Annotated in this window: 16 protein-coding genes; 12 read left to right on the top strand and 4 right to left on the bottom strand. The window is 63.6% G+C overall.

The annotated features are described in order from the left end of the window. Positions 1–5: 5 nt before the first annotated feature. The 8 genes from DKB74_RS06330 (at position 6) to DKB74_RS06295 (ending at position 9,394) form a co-directional block, all read left to right on the top strand. Positions 6–809, top strand: a complete 804-nt coding sequence (locus tag DKB74_RS06330) for an aspartate/glutamate racemase family protein (RefSeq protein WP_109807303.1) — start codon at positions 6–8, stop codon at positions 807–809. Further along, a complete protein-coding gene (locus DKB74_RS06325) occupies positions 806–1,786 on the top strand; it encodes an MDR family NADP-dependent oxidoreductase (protein WP_161956820.1) in 981 nt (326 codons plus the stop codon). The genes DKB74_RS06330 and DKB74_RS06325 overlap by 4 nt, the downstream gene beginning before the upstream one ends. 86 nt (positions 1,787–1,872) lie before the next feature. Beyond that, positions 1,873–2,499 (top strand): hypothetical protein, encoded by a 627-nt coding sequence (locus DKB74_RS06320; RefSeq protein WP_145960913.1) that lies wholly within the window; start codon positions 1,873–1,875, stop codon positions 2,497–2,499. Further along, the gene (locus tag DKB74_RS06315) at positions 2,486–3,379 is read left to right on the top strand and encodes an alpha/beta fold hydrolase (RefSeq protein ID WP_239987404.1); all 894 of its coding nucleotides are present in this window, start codon (positions 2,486–2,488) and stop codon (positions 3,377–3,379) included. Before DKB74_RS06320 ends, DKB74_RS06315 begins: the two co-directional genes overlap by 14 nt. Continuing rightward, positions 3,376–4,035, top strand: a complete 660-nt coding sequence (locus DKB74_RS06310) for a hypothetical protein (RefSeq protein ID WP_109807299.1) — start codon at positions 3,376–3,378, stop codon at positions 4,033–4,035. The genes DKB74_RS06315 and DKB74_RS06310 overlap by 4 nt, the downstream gene beginning before the upstream one ends. Before the next feature lie 149 nt (positions 4,036–4,184). Continuing rightward, the gene (locus tag DKB74_RS06305; RefSeq protein WP_109807298.1) at positions 4,185–5,213 is read left to right on the top strand and encodes a 5-methyltetrahydropteroyltriglutamate--homocysteine methyltransferase; all 1,029 of its coding nucleotides are present in this window, start codon (positions 4,185–4,187) and stop codon (positions 5,211–5,213) included. A gap of 12 nt (positions 5,214–5,225) precedes the next feature. Beyond that, on the top strand, positions 5,226–6,212 hold the full coding sequence (locus DKB74_RS06300; RefSeq protein ID WP_109807667.1) for an ABC transporter substrate-binding protein: 987 nt from the start codon (positions 5,226–5,228) through the stop codon (positions 6,210–6,212). 350 nt (positions 6,213–6,562) lie between these two features. Continuing rightward, positions 6,563–9,394, top strand: coding sequence for a TonB-dependent receptor domain-containing protein (locus DKB74_RS06295; RefSeq protein WP_161956819.1), 2,832 nt, complete (start codon positions 6,563–6,565; stop codon positions 9,392–9,394). Between the two features lie 98 nt (positions 9,395–9,492). Here the strand turns inward: DKB74_RS06295 and DKB74_RS06290 are convergent, their stop codons facing one another. Genes DKB74_RS06290 through DKB74_RS06280 form a run of 3 tightly spaced genes read right to left on the bottom strand, consistent with a single transcriptional unit; the run spans position 9,493 to position 12,113 of the window. Next, the gene (locus DKB74_RS06290; protein WP_109807296.1) at positions 9,493–9,939 is read right to left on the bottom strand and encodes a hypothetical protein; all 447 of its coding nucleotides are present in this window, start codon (positions 9,937–9,939) and stop codon (positions 9,493–9,495) included. 13 nt (positions 9,940–9,952) lie between these two features. Then, positions 9,953–10,765 (bottom strand): amidohydrolase family protein, encoded by an 813-nt coding sequence (locus DKB74_RS06285; protein ID WP_109807295.1) that lies wholly within the window; start codon positions 10,763–10,765, stop codon positions 9,953–9,955. Continuing rightward, positions 10,758–12,113 (bottom strand): MFS transporter, encoded by a 1,356-nt coding sequence (locus DKB74_RS06280; protein ID WP_161956818.1) that lies wholly within the window; start codon positions 12,111–12,113, stop codon positions 10,758–10,760. Before DKB74_RS06280 ends, DKB74_RS06285 begins: the two co-directional genes overlap by 8 nt. A 137-nt stretch (positions 12,114–12,250) precedes the next feature. Between DKB74_RS06280 and DKB74_RS06275 the strand changes: the two genes are divergently transcribed. The 4 genes from DKB74_RS06275 to DKB74_RS06260 all read left to right on the top strand — a co-directional run bounded on the left by DKB74_RS06275 (position 12,251) and on the right by DKB74_RS06260 (position 16,184). After that, positions 12,251–13,312, top strand: coding sequence for a peptidyl-alpha-hydroxyglycine alpha-amidating lyase family protein (locus tag DKB74_RS06275; RefSeq protein ID WP_205007845.1), 1,062 nt, complete (start codon positions 12,251–12,253; stop codon positions 13,310–13,312). A 33-nt stretch (positions 13,313–13,345) separates the two neighbouring features. Next, positions 13,346–14,554, top strand: a complete 1,209-nt coding sequence (locus tag DKB74_RS06270; protein WP_109807292.1) for an epoxyalkane--coenzyme M transferase — start codon at positions 13,346–13,348, stop codon at positions 14,552–14,554. Positions 14,555–14,636: 82 nt separating this feature from the next. Further along, on the top strand, positions 14,637–15,152 hold the full coding sequence (locus DKB74_RS06265) for a MarR family winged helix-turn-helix transcriptional regulator (RefSeq protein WP_161956817.1): 516 nt from the start codon (positions 14,637–14,639) through the stop codon (positions 15,150–15,152). An 87-nt stretch (positions 15,153–15,239) separates the two neighbouring features. Continuing rightward, positions 15,240–16,184, top strand: a complete 945-nt coding sequence (locus DKB74_RS06260; RefSeq protein ID WP_109807290.1) for a VOC family protein — start codon at positions 15,240–15,242, stop codon at positions 16,182–16,184. 40 nt (positions 16,185–16,224) lie between these two features. Here DKB74_RS06260 and DKB74_RS06255 read toward each other — a convergent pair whose 3' ends face one another. Next, a complete protein-coding gene (locus DKB74_RS06255; RefSeq protein ID WP_109807289.1) occupies positions 16,225–17,034 on the bottom strand; it encodes an IclR family transcriptional regulator in 810 nt (269 codons plus the stop codon). Positions 17,035–17,136 lie beyond the last annotated feature (102 nt).

The following is a 17,136-nucleotide window of genomic DNA, read 5'->3' as shown; positions in this document are numbered from 1 at the left end:
GCAGCATGATGGGCAGGATCGGACTTTTGGGTTCGCAGCCGGTGATGCCGCCTGCGGTGCCCGCGCCGGAGCTTTCCGACCTTTTGACGGAGGGGCAATCGCTGCGCATCTTTCCCTCGCCGGTGGGGCTGTTTCCGCGCACGCCGCTCGATGTGTTGCTGCAGGAGGCAGGGCATATGGAGGCGGCCCTGCGGGCGGAGGAAGCCGGATGCGTGGGCGCGGTAATCGACAGTATCGGCGATTACGGGCTGGAAGCGATGCGTGGATCGCTTTCGATCCCGGTGGCAGGCGCGGGAGAGGAAGGCGTTCGCGCCGCTGCCGCCGGCGGCAGGCGGTTCGCCATCGTGACGGTCTGGCCCGAATCGATGAATTTCATTCCCCGCCGCACGATGGATCGGCAGGGCAGGGCGGGTGCCTGCACCGGCATCCATAATGTCGGGTCGGAAACGCAACTGGAAACACTCGCCGGACCCGACGGTTATCTGGAACAGATCCGCACCGGCGCGAGCAGCCTGCGCAAGCGCATCGCAGCGGCGTGCGCAGATGCCCGCGATCAGGGTGCAGAGGCGATCCTGCTGGGTTGCACCTGCATGTCCGCGCTGGCTCGCGACATCGCGGCGGAGACGCCGCTGCCGGTCATCAATCCGCTTGCCGCTGGACTGTCCGCGCTGCTTTCCGGCGGCGTTCCCGCCTCGCGCGGCGCATTCCGCACACCCGCACGCGAAGCGCTGACCATGATGGTCGATGCGCTTTCCACCATGCCAGCCGAGGATTGCTCGGTCTGCGTAACCCAATGGGACGAAATATGATCGAGACCAGCGAAATCACTCTGCGCCGGGCGGTGACCGACCTGCCGCAAGCAGACGACTTCGAACGCGTGACGCGCGAACTGCCCGACGTGCCGAATGCCGGACAGCTTCTGGTCCGGGTGCTCTATATCGGGCTCGACCCCTATGTCTCCCAGGTCATTCGCGGCAAGCATATGGGCGAGGAAACGCCGCGTCCGGGCGGCAGCCTTCCGGGCGAGGCAGTGGCCCAGGTCATTGCTTCGGCAGATCCGGCGTTCGAAGCCGGCGACCATGTTGTTGGCGTGACCGGCTGGGCAGAGCAGGCGATCGTCGAGGCATCGGCCATGCGCAAGGTCGATCCGGCGCTGGGCATTGCCGAACATCTGGGACTTCTCGGGCTGCCGGGGCTGACCGCATGGGCAGGCATGACCCAGCTCGCCACGGTGAAGCCCGGCGACATCGTCACCATCGACGGCGCTGCCGGCTCGGTTGGCGGGACGGCCGGACAGATCGCCAGGCTGTTGGGTGCGAAGGCCGTCGGCATCGCCGGGGGGCCGGACAAATGTGCGCAGGCGATCGAAGCCTATGGCTTTGACGATTGCATAGATTACCACCGCGACGGCTGGGAGGACCGCCTGCCGCAGGACATTGCCGTGCATTTCGAAAATGTCGGGCAAAAGGGGATCGACGCCGTTTTGCCGCGGCTTCGCCACTATGGCGAGATCGTGCTGTGCGGCCTGGCGCAACATTATGCCGATGGCAGCCAGTGCCTGATCCCCGCAGGGCGACTGATGGGTCGACGCGGCACGGTGCATGGGCTGATCGTGTACGATTTCTTCGATCGCCGCGATGCGTTCATCGATTTTGCCCGACCCTATGTCATTTCCGGCGCCCTGCGAGAGGTGCGCGACACAGCCGAAGGTCTTGACGCAGCGGGCAGTCAGCTGGCCCGCGTTGCCCGCGGCGAAGCGATGGGCCGCGCGGTGGTGCGCGTTTGACGATGTTTCAACCGCTTCCCGCCAGACAGGGGCGGATATCCTATCGCCGCCGTTCCGGCGCGTGTTGGGGGTTCGAGGACTGGCGCATGACGCGCGGGGCCGACGGGATGCGCGTGCTGTCGGCGCATTGCGAGATGGCGCTGGATGGCGTCAATGTCGTGCGCGACAGCCTGCTGGCGGTCGACGGCGAATATCATCCGCATGACGCCACCGTACGGATCATGAATGACGGCCGCTGGTCGGGCGATGGCTGGTTTCGCTTCGATGAAGATATCGCGTCGTGCGAAGCGGTATCGCGTTCGGGCGGGCGTGTGTCGCAACGCGTTCCGATTTCCCGCCCGATGCGTGGTTTTGGTCAGCATGCGCTGCAATCCGATGCCTGGCTGACCGCGACCTATCCCATCGAAAAGGGTCCGGGGTCGCAGCACTTCTGGGGCACCAATCTGATGCACAGCCTGCATCATCTGGGCGCGACGGGGCCGGCGCTTGAACAGACATCCAGCGGGCTGGAGTTTGTCGGGCGCGAAGCGATCAGCGTGGCGGCGGGCGATTTTACCTGCTTTCGCATGCGCCTGATCGGTATCTCGAACGATCATCCGCCCTATGACATGTGGGTCACCGATGATGGCGACTTCCTGTACGTAAAGGGAGTTGTGGCCGGTTATATGGATTCGGTCTTCGAGCTGGAAAGCCTGTCCGGTGGCCCGCTCTAGCACCGTGCCCGACGCAGTCCGCCCAGCGATCCGACGCGGCTTTGTCGATTGCCCGTCGGCGCAGATGCACTATCGGACGGCTGGCGAAATCCGCATGGGACAGCGCCCGCTGCTGATGCTCCACGCGTCTCCCGGCAGTTCTCGTCAACTCGAACCGCTGATCGCGGCGCTGGCGCACACACGCAGGGTCGTCGCGCCCGATACGCCGGGCAATGGCGACAGTCCGGCGATTTCGGCCGAAGATACGACGGTGGTTTCGCTGGCGCAGGCGATGCTGGATTTCATCGATGCGGCCGGGCTCGCAACGGTCGATGTCTATGGTTCGCACACGGGGGCGTGTATCGCGGCAGAGCTGGCGATTCTGGCGCCTGCGCGCATCGGTGCGGTAATCCTGGACGGCGCAGCGAGCTTCGCACGCGACGTTCAGCAGGACTATCTGCGGCATTATGCGCCGCCTTTTCCCGCCGATCGCAGCGGGGCCTATCTTGTCGACATGCTGCAATTCTGCCGTGACCAGGCGCTGTTCTATCCCTGGTTTCGCGGGACCGCCGAATGCCGTCGCGGCGGGGGTTTAATGAAGCCCGAAGATCTTCACGCATGGCTGACCGAAGTGATGAAGGCCAACGAGACCTATCATCACAATTACCACGCCGCATTCCGCTGGAATGGCGAGGAGCGGGCAGGGCGCATCGCGCAACCCGTGCTGATGATCGCGGCGGAAAACGATCCGCTATTTGCCGACACCATGGCGCTGTCGGGACATGCACCGACCGCACGCTTCGTGCCGTTGCCAGCATCGTCCGACACGGATTTCCCGGCGCGGCGCCTTGCCGCGCTCCACCAATTTCTTGATCAGCCTGAAGGAGCGATGACGCGATGATCGGCGATTCCCTGATAATTCTCCTGCATGTGCTGGTTCCGATCTATTGGCTGGGGGGCGACCTTGGCGCGTTTTACAGCTCCTATTTCCTGATCGATCCGAAGCGGTCGGTTGGCGAACGCATGATGGCGCTCAAGCTGGTCAACAATATCGACATGGCGCCGCGCACGGCCATGATCATGGCGATCCCGACCGGGCTGACGGCGGCGGCAGTGCGTGGCTGGCTGCCGATCGGCAGCGAAGCGCTGGTCGCGATCTGGGTGGCGGGGCTGATCTGGCTGGCGCTCGCCTGGGCCGTGCATGTGCGCCATGACGGAACGGGAAAGCTGCTGGCGCGGATCGACCTGATCGTGCGCGTCGCAGTGATCGTGGCGCTGTTGGTGCTGGGCATCGGAGGCGTAGTTCGGGACGTCGCGATCCCGATGTTCATCGCGCTCAAATTGCTGGCGCTGGCGACCTGTATCATCCTGGGGCTTGTCATCCGCCTCCAGCTCAAGCCGTTGATCCCGATCATCGGTGCGATGGCGACATCGGGGCCGACTCCCCAGTCGGATGCGGCACTGGCATCGGTACTGGCGCGGGCGCGGATCAGCGTGGTCGCCATCTGGTGCGCGGTGCTGGTTGCCTGCTATCTGGGCATCGCCATGCCGGTCTAGGTAACCGGGCGCGCTATGCACGGTTCGTCCGGAGTCAGTGAAATTCCGGCTCGATTCCGCGCGGCCATGATGCCCTAGGCATATATTCGCCTGACTGTTATCATATTCGCCACGCTGTCAATTGAATCAGAACAGCAGGGGAGAGGATAATGGCGAAACTATTGCCCACCACGCTCGTGGGATCCTATGCCATGCCCGACTGGCTGATCGACCGGGCAAAGCTTGCCGGACGCTTTCCGCCGCGGGTGCGTGCGCAGGAATTGTGGCGGCCCGATCCGCTCTATCTGGAAGAGGCGCAGGACGATGCCACCATCGTCGCGATCCATATGCAGGAACGCGCGGGGCTCGACATCATCACCGATGGGGAAATGCGGCGCGAAAGCTATTCGAACCGCTTTGCCACGGCGCTGGAAGGAGTCGATCTCGACAATCCGGGCACTGCGCTCGATCGCAGCGGCCACCCCAATCCGGTGCCGCGCGTCAGCGGGCGTATCCGGCGCAAGCATCCGGTGCAGGTGCGCGACGTGGAATTTCTGCGCCGGCACACCGATCTGCCGATCAAGATCACTGTCCCCGGCCCCTTCACCATGACTCAGCAGGCACAGAACGACTTCTATGCCAGCGAAGAGGAAATGGCGCTCGACTATGCAGCGGCAGTGAATGAGGAAATCCTCGATCTGTTCGCGGCGGGCGCCGATATCGTCCAGATCGACGAACCCTATCTTCAGGCGCGCGCGGAAAAGGCGCGGGCATATGGTCCGGCGGCGATCGACCGCGCGCTGGAAGGTGTCACGGGCACCACTGCGCTGCATCTCTGCTTCGGCTATGCCGCGATCATTCATGGCGACCGGCCCAAGGGCTATGACTATCTGGGTGAGCTTGCCGTGACGCGCGTCGATCAGGTTTCGGTGGAAACGGCGCAACCCAATCTCGACCCGGCCGAGCTTCGCCCGCTGCACGACAAGCAAATTCTGGTCGGCGTGCTCGATCTCAACGATCCGGCGATCGAAACGCCGGAAACGGTTGCCGGGCGCATCCGCCGCGCGATGCAGGAAGTGCCGGTGGAACGCATCATCGTCGCGCCCGATTGCGGTTTCAAATATGTGCCGCGCGACATCGCCTATGGAAAGATGCGGGCGATGGTCGAAGGCGCCACGATCGTCCGCGAGTCGCTGTAGCCGATGCGCGGCATGCTGGCGCGGATCCGGCGGGCGAGCGGACTGACTGCCATCTTCGCGCTTGCCGCCTGCGCGCCGGGCGAAGCGGTGCCGCCGGGACCGCCGCCCGCGCCGCTGGCGGTCTATGGCAGCACCGCGACGATGGAGATCGCACCCGTGCTGCTTGCCGCGCGCGATTTCTATCCCGGCGGCACGCAGGTCACCGACGGGGGTATTCCCAACCTGTTCGGCGAAACCGCGTCGCATGGCGGGGAGCCGGGCTTCGCCGATGTGGCGACGCATGCCGAAACCCAGGCGCTGCGCTATTCGGTCGAACATCCCGGAATCCGGATCATCCTGACTGTCACCGAGGGGCATTATCGCATCATCGCGCGGCGTTCGGCGGGGATCGACAGCATTGCCGATCTTAAGGGCAAGCGTATCGCGACGCTGGCGAACACATCGGCCGGCTATTTTCTCGCGCGGATGCTGGAGCAGGCGGGTCTGCGCTTTTCCGATGTCGAGCCGGTGCGGATTGCGCCGCTGGCGGATATTGCAGGCGCGCTCGACCGCGGCGAAGTCGATGCAGTGGCGATATGGGAACCGCATAGCGCCGATGCGGCTGCGGTCCTGGGGGACGATATGATCGCGTTCGAAGGGACCGGTATTTACCGCGAGCTGTTCAATCTCAACACGACCGAGGAAAATCTTGCCGATCCGGTAAAGCGGCGGCGGATCGTCGCTTTCGTCCGCGCGCTATTCGATGCGAAGGATGCGATCGTCTGCGATCCCGGCGACGCGCAGGCGCTGGTCGTCGATCGCGCGGGCTTCGCTCCCGATCAGGTCGCCGGTGCCTGGTCGCATCTGGCATTCCCGATGTCGCTACCCGACGATTTGCTCGATGCGCTCGTCCGCGAGGAGGCCTGGCTTGCCGAACAGGACGGACGGCCGGTGCGTTCGCGCGAAGAACTCGCCAGGTTGATCGATCCCACCGTCCTGGCCGAAGCGCTGGCGCAATGAGCGCGAGCGATGTCCGATATGACCCGGAACATCTGCGCAGCATGGCCGGCGGACCGCACCGATGCCGTCGTGCAACGGTTTCGAATATAACCAACGCGATTCAACAATGCGATATTTTTGCCTTGTATCGAGAGCTGCATATGCCATAAACAAGCGGCGTTTGTTATTCTGCAATTGCGAACATTGTCCGATCGGCAGAAGCGCGAGCGTCAAAAAGGCCAGTCTCGGCGTCTGATCGAAGCGGCAAGGAAACCGGGTCAACGACAATCAGTCGGACTCGCATTTTTCAGGGGAGAGGGGACCAAATGGCACGCAATACACATCGCCGTCCGCCGGTTTGGATTCGCGGCATGCTCGCAACCACGGCATTGACTGCAACGGCCTTTGCCGGAAGCGCCGCCCTGGCGCAGGATTCTTCGCAGGAAACCACCGAACATCCGGCCGAGGCCGAAGCATTCTCGCCGGAAATCGTCGTCAGTGCGTCGCGTACGGCGTCCAGCGGCCTTGATGCGCCCACGCCGACTCAGGTGGTCGGCGACGAAGTGATCGCCCGCCAGGCCGCGCCGACGGTGATGGAAGTGCTCAACCAGAACCCGACGTTCAAGGCGACGCGTTCGCCGGGCGCCAATGCGACCAACACGTCCAGCCCGGCACAGGCCACTGCCGATCTGCGCGCGCTGGGCGGCCAGCGTACGCTGGTGCTCGTCAACCAGTCGCGCGTGGTGCCGTTCGCGCCCGCCAGCAATCTGGGCGTGCCGACCACCACCGACCTCAACCTGTTCCCGACGATGATGATCGACCGGGTCGACGTGGTCACCGGCGGCGCCTCGGCAATCTATGGTTCCGACGCGGTGTCGGGCGTCGTCAACATCCTGATGAAGCAGGAATATGACGGCATCGGCGTGACGCTGCAGTCGGGTATTTCCGAACAGGGTGATTATCGCACGCTGCGTGCGGGTTTCATCGCCGGCCGGAATTTCGACAATGACCGGTTGAAGGTCGTGTTCAGCGCCGATTATTCCGACAATAACGGCGTACCCGACATCTATTCGCGCGACTGGGGTCGCGAGGAATGGATGATCGTCAGCAACGGCCAGCGCGCCACCAATGGCGGCCCGGCCTATATCCTGGCGCCGAACGTGCACAACAATCTGGGCCAGGGCGGTGTCATCACCAGCAATATCCCCGGTCTGTACAACATGACCTTCAATTCGGACGGCAGCCTGCGCCCGTTCGACAAGGGAGCGATCTTCGGCGGTTCGACGATGATCGGCGGCGAGGGCACGTCGATCATCACCAGAACGGCACTGGTGCCGGCGGTCGAGCGCCTGACGACCTATGGCAGCGCCTATTATGAATTCTCCAATTCGCTGACCGGCTATATCGAAGGCGGCTATTCCTGGTCGAAGGGTACGCTGGAGGGCGTTCCGATCCGCCTGTCGACCATCACCATTCAGCGCGACAATCCCTATATCCCGGCCGGGGTGCTTGCACTCCTGCCTCCGACGACGACCAGCTTCAACATAAGCCGGATCGGCACGGATATCCGGAACAATCTCTATGAAATCACCAATGCCACGCCGCACGGCGTGGTGGGGCTCAAGGGATCGTTCGCGGACAGCTGGAAATGGGACGCGCATGTTTCCTATGGCGTCAACAATTATGCGTCGCGCACTTATTATAACCCGATCCGCAACAATCTGAATTTCGCGGTGGATGCGGTACGCGATCCGGCGACCAACGAAATCGTTTGTCGCGCCGTCCTGCAGGGCAATCCTGCCGCTGCCGGATGCAAGCCGCTCAACTTCTTCGGCCCGGGGAATGCCGACGCCCAGGCGCTCGACTATATCTGGGGCGAGGGGCTGGCAGAGGTCAAATATGATCAGCTGACCGGCGGCTTCAATCTGGTCGGCGACGTCTTTTCGACCTGGGCCGGTCCGGTGGTGGTTGCGGTCGGCGGCGAATATCGCCGCGAAACCCAGAAACTGACTGCCGATCCGGTGGCGACTGCCAACGGCTTCCTCACCGCCGGCAATGCCGTGCCCTATTCGGGCAGCTTCGACGTCAAGGAAGGCTATATCGAAGCCACCGTGCCGCTCGCGTCGAACACGCCGGGTCTTCAGCGTCTCGATCTCAACGGCGCTGTCCGGTATGCCGATTACAGCTCGGTCGGGGGACAGACGGCCTGGAAACTCGGCGGGGTGTGGGAGCCGTTCGACGGTTTCAACATCCGCGTCGCACGCTCGCACGACATTCGCGCGCCCGCCATCAACGAGCTGGCGAGCCCGGGCAGCAACGTCACCAACAATGTGACGCTGGTGGTCGATGGCGTGACGAAGAACGCCGTCATCCCGCAGAATACGAGCGCGGGCAATCCGAATGCGGAAGCCGAATATGCCGATACCTGGACCGCCGGTTTCGCCTATCGCGGCCGCGGCGCGCTGAGCGGTTTCGGCCTCTCTGCCGATTATTACCACATCACCATCGGCAACGCGATTACCAACCTGTCGACTGTGAACATCGCCAATCTCTGCAGCTCGGGCGACAGCTATTTCTGCAGCCTGTTCACCTATGGACCCGACACGAGCACGCCCGATCCGAACGACCGCATCCAAACCGGTCTGGTCGCCGGCTCGCTCAACGTGGGTGCGTTCGAACAGGAAGGGATCGATGCGACGCTGAGCTATCGCACGAGCGCGGGTTTCCTGGGCCAGGGCGGTCGCTACAGCATGTCGGCCAGCGGCACGTACATTTTCCACGCTTATGTCGACTCGGGTACGGGTGCGGCGCCGGTCGATCGTGCGGGTGAAAATGGCTGGGCCAATCTGGGCGCCATTCCCACCTTCCGCGGCAATCTGTCGCAGACCATCGGTAGCGACGGCTGGGAGCTGACGCTGCAGACGATCTTCATCAGCAAGGGCGTGCAGGACGTGACGTACAACACGCTGCCGACCAACACGATCAACACCAATCGTGTGCCGCCGGTGACCTATTTCAACCTGTTCGGAAAGATCTTTGCCGGCGAGGACAATGAGTTCGAGTTCTTCTGGGCGGTCAACAATCTGTTCGACAAGGATCCGCCGCCGACGCCCTATACCATCCTCAACGGACCGGTGAACGGGCAATATTATGACAAGGTGGGTCGTAATTTCATGTTCGGGGCGCGCATGCGCTTCCGCTAAGGCTACCTCCAAACTCGAAAAGGGCGCCCCCGCGAAGGAGGCGCCCTTTTTTTATGCGGCGTGGACAGCGATGCCGTGCCGGTCGCGGCGGGTTGCCGTCAGCTGAAGTTGAGCTGTTCGCCGCCCTTGAACAGGTTGGTCAGCTCGCGCAGCGTGCACAGCCAGCGGCCTTCGCCTTCGTCCCAGCGAAAGCTTTCGGTCGCGCGGCTGAGACGCGTCAGCACGCGGCTTTCCAGCGGCGCCTCGCCATCGGCGGCCCAGAGCAGCATGTACCAATTGGCGGTTGCGCCGCCTTCGCCATCGAATTCGGCGCGAAAGTTGCTGAAGGCATGCACCGCGACGCGCGCGCCGCGATCCTCGCGCCAGCTATAGAATTTCTGGATCTCCTCGCGACCGACCAGGTTGAGCCGGCCCGAGCGATACACGCCCTCGGGCGCGTAATATTCGGCGGCGTGGCGCCCCCAATTGGTGTCGACATCGTGCCAGAAGTCCGCCAGCCCCATTTCGAGTTCGGCGGTGGCGATGGCGCGCTCCCTGCGGTTCATGTCCGGATTCTCCCTAGGTGAAAAACAGCTGCATGGCGGTCGCGTCGATCCGGCGCCGCGTTTCGGCGTCGGGCACCAGCCGGCGATAAAGGGCGATCGTATCGGCGAAATCGATCTTCGTTTCCCAGTTCACGAACGGCGCGTCGCTGCCCCATATTATGCGTTCGGGTCCCGCTTCGGCCAGAAAGCGCGCGGCGCATTCCTCTGCGATGGGAAGCGGCATGCGGAAACCGGCGGATATCTTTACCCAGGCATTGCCCTGTTGCAGCGCGCGCAGCACCGCATCGGTGCCTGCCCGTCGTTCGGCTTCGTCGCGCGAAGGGACGCCGAAATGATCGATCACCAGCCGGACCCCGCTGTCGGCAAAGCGTGGCAGCAGGTCGGGCAGGCTGGCGCCGCCGGCGAGCAGTTCGACATGCATGCCGCAATCGGCCAGCCGTCGCAGGAACGCGCGATAGGGATCGCTCGACAGGTCGGGAAACTGGGCCATGCGGCGCCATTGCAGCCGTACGCCGACCACGCCGCGATCGGCCATTGCGTGCAGCGTTGCTGCATCGGTTTCCGGGCGCAATATCACTGTCCCGCGCAGCCGCGCATGCGCGTCCAGCGCGGCGAGCGTATAATCGTTATTGTCGCCGAACAGGCTGGCCGCGGCGATTACGCCGTGGCTGATCCCGTGCGCGTCGAGATCGGCGAGATAGCGCGCGACCGGATAGTCATAGTCCGGTCGCGAATGCGCATCCTCGGCAAAGCCCATCGCGCGGGTGAAGATATGCGCATGGGCATCGACGCGCGGTGTGTCCTCGTCCGCCACAACATCAGCCATGGCCGGGACGACGCACTACCTGGGGAGCTCCCTTGAGGCTCATCAGCCAGAAGGTGAAGATACCGGCAGACGCCAGCGGAATGCCGAGCATCGCAAAGATGCCGACGGGCCCCATGCCGTTGTTCAGCACGAAATTGCCGAACAGCGGCGCGCCGATCGACGCGACACGGGCGGCGCCATAGGCCCAGCCCACGCCGGTCGCGCGGCTGCGCGCGGGATAAAGCGAGGCGGCGAGCGCGGGTATGCTCGCCTGGCCGCCATGCTGGAACATCGCCATCATCGCCACCGCGACGAACATGCCGGCGCCCGGTGCCAGCACGCCGATCATCACCGATCCCAGCGCGGCAAGCAGGAAGGTTCCGGTCATCACGCGCTTGAACCCCAGCCGGTCGATGAAGAAGCCGATGAACAACATGCCAATGAAGCCGGCGATCGTGTTGACCCCGTTGATCAGCGCGACATTTTCCCAGGAAAGGCCGACGACGTCCTTGAAGATAGTCGTTTTCCACACGCCGGCGGTGATGAACACGAAGCTGGAGATCGCGATCGCCCACATCAGGAACGTCTTGCCGATCTTGCCCTGTCCGAACACGTCGGAAAGGATCGTCTTCATTGCCGTGCGCTCGGTTTCCGGCGGCGCTTCGAGCGTCACCATCTCGGCGCCTTCGGGCTGCATGCGGCGCACCAGTGCCGGAATGGCGGGATCGTGCGGATTGCGTGCGACCAGCGCGCGCAGCGATTCGGGCAGCAGGAAGAAAATGAAGGGCAGCAGGATCGCCGGCATCAGCACCGCGATCCAGAACGCGCCGCGCCAGCCGAACGGTTCGAGAATGAATCCCTGCATCAACGCGCCCAGCAGCGCGCCGATCATCGTGCCGCTGACGGTGATCGTGCTCATCGTCGATCGCAGCCGCCGCGGCGCGGTTTCCGACGTCAGCGTCACCAGAATCGGGATCATTGCCGTGCCGCAGAAACCGGCGGCGAAGCGACAAAGCGTGAAGGGCAGCAGCGACTTGGTGAACAGGATCGCCAGCGCGCTGAGCATCATGCCGGTATAGCAGAACAGCAAGAGCCGTGGCCGCCCGACCCGGTCGGCGAGCGGGGGGATAACGAATGCGCCCGCGAGCATGCCGATTTGCTGCGCCACCATCGCCGACGTGATCGCCGTGCGCTCAACCCCGAAATCGCGAGCGAGATCGGGCAGCACCCATCCGACGACATAGAGTTCATAGCCGTCGATCGCGGTGAGGGCGGTGCACAGGATCAGAATGCCCAGATGGAACCGGCTGAACTTCAATCCGTCGAGGAAGCTGTCCACATCCGTCGACCGCGTGCCCGTACCCGCCATAATGTCCCCTCTCCAGCGCCGCCCGTTTCGATTCGGGCGCGCCCGATTTCGACAGCTACTCGACTTTATCATATGTCGTTTGCTATATACAAACGAGCAATCACGCTCTTATATCAGCTAGGCTTAGCAACGGCCCGGTGTCCAGCATAGACACAGAGCGCAGTTTTCCGGGGATCGAAATGCCGGTCGAGAATTTGATTACGGTGCCCAGGTTCGACGTGTCGGCCGATTGGGAACATTTGCCGGCGGGCGTGTCGCATCGCGACGTGACCGGCGTGGCGGTCGATTCGCAGGATCGTGTCTATCTCTTCGTCCGCTTTCCGCATCGCATTCTGATCTATGATCGCGACGGCGGCTTCCTGGGCGCCTGGGGCGACGATATCTTCACCATGGCGCACGGGCTGACCATCGGGCCCGACGATCGGGTCTATTGCGTCGACAATGGCGATCACAGCATTCGCGTCTTCACGCTGGCCGGCGATCCGATCATGACGCTGGGGGTGCCGGGACAGGCATCGGACACCGGCTATGATCCCAAGCCGCCGTTCGACGTGCATGCGTGCGAGTGCATTGCCTATCCGGGCGGGCCGTTCAATCGCTGCACCAACCTGGCGGTGGCGCCGAACGGAGAGCTGTTCGTCGCCGACGGCTATGGCAATTGCCGGGTCCATCGCTTCTCCGCAGACGGCGACCTGATTCAGTCCTGGGGCGAGATCGGCACGGGCCCGGGCGAATTTCATCTGCCGCACGGCATCGCCTGTGACGCGGCGGGCAGGGTGCTTGTCTGCGACCGGGAAAATGACCGGATTCAGATTTTCTCGGCCGACGGCGCGTTTATCGATCAGTGGACCGACGTACAGCGGCCCTGCGACCTCGCGATCGACGCCCAGGGGCTGGTCTATGTCGCCGAACTGTGGCGGCCCAAGGGAAAGAAGAGCTTTGTCCATGGCGAGATGCAGACCGACCATCCCGGCCGCGTGAGCGTGCTCGCCGCCGACGGCACCGTGCTCGATCGCTGGGGCGGCGTTTCGGAAGGGCGGCATCTGCCGGGCAATTTCATCGCGCCGCACGGTATCGCGGTGGACAGCCATGGCGACGTCTATGTCGCCGAGGTTCCCTATAGTTTCGCGATCCGTCCGGGCTGGGTGCCCGAAGCGCATGGCGATCATCAGATTCAGAAATTCGTGCGACGGCATTGAGAGCCGCCAGGCACAGTGAAGGAGAGACATAGGATGCGGCGTTCCACCGATCATATTCTGACCACCCATGGCGGCAATCTGCCGCGCCCGGCCGACCTCGACGCATTGCTGGCCGATGCCGACAAGAATCAGGCTGCGATTGCCGAACGGCTGCCGCTTGCCGTCGAGGAAGTTGTCGACAAGCAGATCGCGTGCGGCGTCGATGTCATCAATGACGGCGAATATGTGAAGGCCGCCAATATGGGCAGCTACACCAGCTATATCGCCGCGCGCGTGACGGGGTGGGAAACGCTGCCGCGCGATCCGGCTGCCGCGCCCAAGCGCGCTGGCCCGGGCGAACGCGACAAGCGCGATTTTCCCGGCTTTTACGAATCGGGCCTGTGGTTCGCAGGTGCAGGTGGTCCCGTTCGCCCCGGTTTCATGACGCCCGGCAAGGCGCCGCAGCGCCCGCCGATGGAAAAGGTATGCACCGGTCCGCTGACCTATGTCGGGCAGGACGCGATCGGCAAGGATATCGCCGCGCTGAAAAAGGGGCTGGAGGGCAAGGACGGCGTCGACGGCTTCATCGCCGCGCTGGGGCCGCTCAGCGCCGGGGCCGGCGCGCGCAACGCGCATTACAAGGACGAGCGCGATTATATGATGGCCGTCGCCGCGGCGATGCGCGAGGAATATAAGGCCGTCACCGATGCGGGCCTGATCGTCCAGATCGACGAGCCGGAATTCGCCACCAGCTGGATGTTCTATCCCGAATGGTCGGTCGATCAGTATCGCGATTATCTGAATTTCGCAGTCGAGGTGATCAACCACGCGCTTGAGGGGCTGCCGCAGGAACAGGTGCGTTTCCACATGTGCTGGGGCAGCGGCCACCGCCCGCATGTCCATGATATCGAACTGCGCCACATCGTCGACTTGCTGCTCAAGGTGAATGCGCAATGCTACACCTTCGAAGCGAGCAATCCGCGCCACGCGCACGAATATCATGTGTGGGAGGATGTGAAGCTTCCCGAAGGCAAGATCATCTGCCCCGGCGTGGTCGGCCATTATACCGATCTGGTCGAACATCCCGAACTGGTCGCCGAGCGGCTGGTCAATTTCGGCAAGCTGGTCGGCATGGAAAATCTGCAGGGCGGCACCGATTGCGGCATCGGGTCGCGCGTCGGCCATCCGGAAATCGTCTGGGCGAAGCTCAAGGCGATGTCGGAAGGGGCGGCGATCGCTAGCGAGCGGCTGAAGCGCGGCTGATCATGGCGGGCGCCCGCGCGGCGCCCGCCCACCACTGGACACTATCGTCCCGATCGGACACTAAGTGCCGATGGGGAAAGACATGCGTTCCAAATCCGTCGGTGAAGCGCCGTCGATTCTGTATCTGGTCAAGCAGGTACAGTATAAGGCCTATGTGCGCCTGGAATCGATATTACAGCCGCTCGGCGTCACCGCCGTTCAGTTCCGGATCCTGACCACGCTTTCCAGCCGGCCCAATATGTCGTCGGCGTCGCTGGCGCGTCTGTACGACGTCAAGCCGCAGACGATGATCAAGCAGATCGCGATACTGGAAACGAAAGGCCTGATCGGTCGCCAGGTCAGCAAGGCGAACAAGCGTCGGCTCGATCTCAGCCTGTCCGAAAGCGGCAAGGCGATCGTGAAGCAGTTGGGCAAGGATTCGCGCGCGCTCGAACGCGAGTTGCTCAGTCCGCTCGACGCTGAGGAACAGGATCAGATGCGCGGCTATCTGATGCGGTTGCTGGCATCGCTCAGCGGCGAGGATAACGCGGCCGAAGACAGTGAAATCGCCGAAGAGTTCACACGCGAATATCGACGTCCCGGCGTCCAGCGCCTTTGATCGCTGCGTCCGCCGGAGGGCGGCCATGCTGGTTTAATCAGCCAGGCTGATTATGATGGCCCTCGATCCGTTCGGAAGGGGCCGCTCATGTTGCAATCGCTCGGCTATATCAGGGTCGCCACGACGCGGGGCGACGACTGGGCCGATTTCGCCTCCGGACTGCTGGGGATGCAGGTCGCCGAACGTTCCGCCAGCGGCTTCGACTTGCGTATCGACGATCGCGCCGCACGGCTGCTGATCGGGCATGATGCCGCAGAGGGCGTGGCGGCGATGGGCTGGGAAGTCGCCGATGCCGACGCGCTCATTGCGCTGGCGGCGCGTATTTCGGACGCCGGACACCGCGTCGAGCGAGGGACCGCCGCCGCGGCCGAACGTCGCCGCGTTCGCGATTTCGTCACTGCCTGGGATCCGGCGGGCAATCGGCTGGAGTTTTTCCACGATGCCGAAACGGCATCCGCGCCCTTCGCGCCCGGACGCGCCATCAGCGGCTTTCGCACCGGCGCGCTGGGGCTGGGGCATGCCGTCCTCACCACGCGATCGCTCGATGCGCTGCTGCCCTTCTATGTCGATTTGCTCGGATTCCGGCTGAGCGATTATGCGCTACGCCCGTTCAAGGCCTATTTCTTCCATCTCAACGCCCGCCATCACAGCTTCGCCGCGATCGAAACCGGGCGCGAGGGGTTCCACCATCTGATGGTAGAGCTCAATTCGCTCGACGATGTCGGGCAGGGCTATGATCTGGCACAGCTCGAGGAAGGGCGCGTCGGCGTGACGCTGGGGCGGCACAGCAACGATTTCATGACGTCTTTCTATGCCCGCACCCCGTCGGACTTCATGATCGAATATGGCTGGGGCGGCCGCTCGATCGATCCCGCGCGCTGGGAGCCGTTCGAATGCGATTACGGCCCCAGCCTGTGGGGGCATGAGCGCGGCTGGCTGACCGATGCGCAGCGCGAAGTGGCGCGCCGGCTGCGTCTCGGCGCGGCAGCCGAGGGGCGACGTGCGCCGGACTTCGTGCGCGGAAGCGATTAGCGCCGGCTGTCAGCGAACCGACTCCCCGGCGCTGCGCGGGTCAGCCGTCCTTCGCGTCGCCGCTGCCATGGGCGCCCATCCGCTCGGAAATCGATGCCGTCGCGTTGAGCACCAGCTTCTGAAATTCCTTGAGCCGGGTCTTGGTCACGAAATCGGTGGGCCCGAGCAGCGTCAGCGTCGCCGCGACCTGATGGCTGTAATCGAAAATCGGCGCGGCAACGCCGGCGAAATTGCGGTGCAGCATGCCGACCGTCGAGCCGAAGCCATTGCTGCGCACTTCCGCGATCCGCTGGGCGAGCTCCTCTTCCGAAGGGGCGCTGGCATGGTTGCGGTCCCGGTCATAGGCTTCCTGGGCATCGAGCGCGCGCCGGGTTTCATAGTCGGGCAGATGGGCCAGAAAGACGAGCCCGGTGGCCGTCGTCGTCAGCGGCAGGATATAACCGAGGCGGATCTGGAACGCGCCCTGCAACAATCCGTCCGCCTTTGCGACGATGCACGGGCCGCGATCGCCCCATAGCGACAGATAGATGGCGCAGTCGGTCTTGTCGCGAAGCTCCGTCATCACTTCCTGCGCGATATCGACGACGTCGAGCTGGCGGATCGCCGCCAGGCCCAGCTGGATCGCGAAGGAGCCGAGGCCATAATGGCCGGTTTCGGGGTCCTGATACGCCATATTCTCGCGCACGAAGCTGACGAGATAGAGATGAACCTTGCTCGACGGCATGCCCGCCCGAGAGGCGATTTCACGCAGCGGCAGCGCGCCTTCGGCCATGCGAAGCACGCGTAATACACGAAACCCCACTTCGATCGACTGGACACGCCTGCGCGATTGTTCCGTGTCTGCGGGCATATCCTCTTGTTACTCCGTCATGGATTACTTTCCTGTCTTCTGCCGCCGCCAATCCGATCTGTCCATTACTGACATCAAGTTTAACGGGCACGCCAAAGCGCC

Source organism: Stakelama portus (assembly GCF_003171655.1).
In the GTDB taxonomy this organism is placed as follows: Bacteria; Pseudomonadota; Alphaproteobacteria; order Sphingomonadales; family Sphingomonadaceae; genus Sphingomonas; species Sphingomonas portus.
Note: the sequence above shows the minus strand (reverse complement) of the source record. Positions and strands in the feature narration are given on the sequence as shown.

Excerpts from the sequence above, each read along its gene's own strand:
- DKB74_RS06305 (WP_109807298.1), top strand. The coding sequence starts at position 4,185 with ATGGCGAAACTATTGCCCACCACGCTCGTGGGATCCTATGCCATGCCC.
- DKB74_RS06260 (WP_109807290.1), top strand. The coding sequence starts at position 15,240 with ATGTTGCAATCGCTCGGCTATATCAGGGTCGCCACGACGCGGGGCGAC.
- DKB74_RS06290 (WP_109807296.1), bottom strand. The coding sequence starts at position 9,939 with ATGAACCGCAGGGAGCGCGCCATCGCCACCGCCGAACTCGAAATGGGG.
- DKB74_RS06320 (WP_145960913.1), top strand. The coding sequence starts at position 1,873 with ATGACGCGCGGGGCCGACGGGATGCGCGTGCTGTCGGCGCATTGCGAG.
- DKB74_RS06310 (WP_109807299.1), top strand. The coding sequence starts at position 3,376 with ATGATCGGCGATTCCCTGATAATTCTCCTGCATGTGCTGGTTCCGATC.
- DKB74_RS06255 (WP_109807289.1), bottom strand. The coding sequence starts at position 17,034 with ATGCCCGCAGACACGGAACAATCGCGCAGGCGTGTCCAGTCGATCGAA.
- DKB74_RS06270 (WP_109807292.1), top strand. The coding sequence starts at position 13,346 with ATGCGGCGTTCCACCGATCATATTCTGACCACCCATGGCGGCAATCTG.
- DKB74_RS06280 (WP_161956818.1), bottom strand. The coding sequence starts at position 12,113 with ATGGCGGGTACGGGCACGCGGTCGACGGATGTGGACAGCTTCCTCGAC.
- DKB74_RS06265 (WP_161956817.1), top strand. The coding sequence starts at position 14,637 with ATGCGTTCCAAATCCGTCGGTGAAGCGCCGTCGATTCTGTATCTGGTC.
- DKB74_RS06300 (WP_109807667.1), top strand. The coding sequence starts at position 5,226 with ATGCTGGCGCGGATCCGGCGGGCGAGCGGACTGACTGCCATCTTCGCG.
- DKB74_RS06330 (WP_109807303.1), top strand. The coding sequence starts at position 6 with ATGATGGGCAGGATCGGACTTTTGGGTTCGCAGCCGGTGATGCCGCCT.
- DKB74_RS06295 (WP_161956819.1), top strand. The coding sequence starts at position 6,563 with ATGCTCGCAACCACGGCATTGACTGCAACGGCCTTTGCCGGAAGCGCC.
- DKB74_RS06325 (WP_161956820.1), top strand. The coding sequence starts at position 806 with ATGATCGAGACCAGCGAAATCACTCTGCGCCGGGCGGTGACCGACCTG.
- DKB74_RS06285 (WP_109807295.1), bottom strand. The coding sequence starts at position 10,765 with ATGGCTGATGTTGTGGCGGACGAGGACACACCGCGCGTCGATGCCCAT.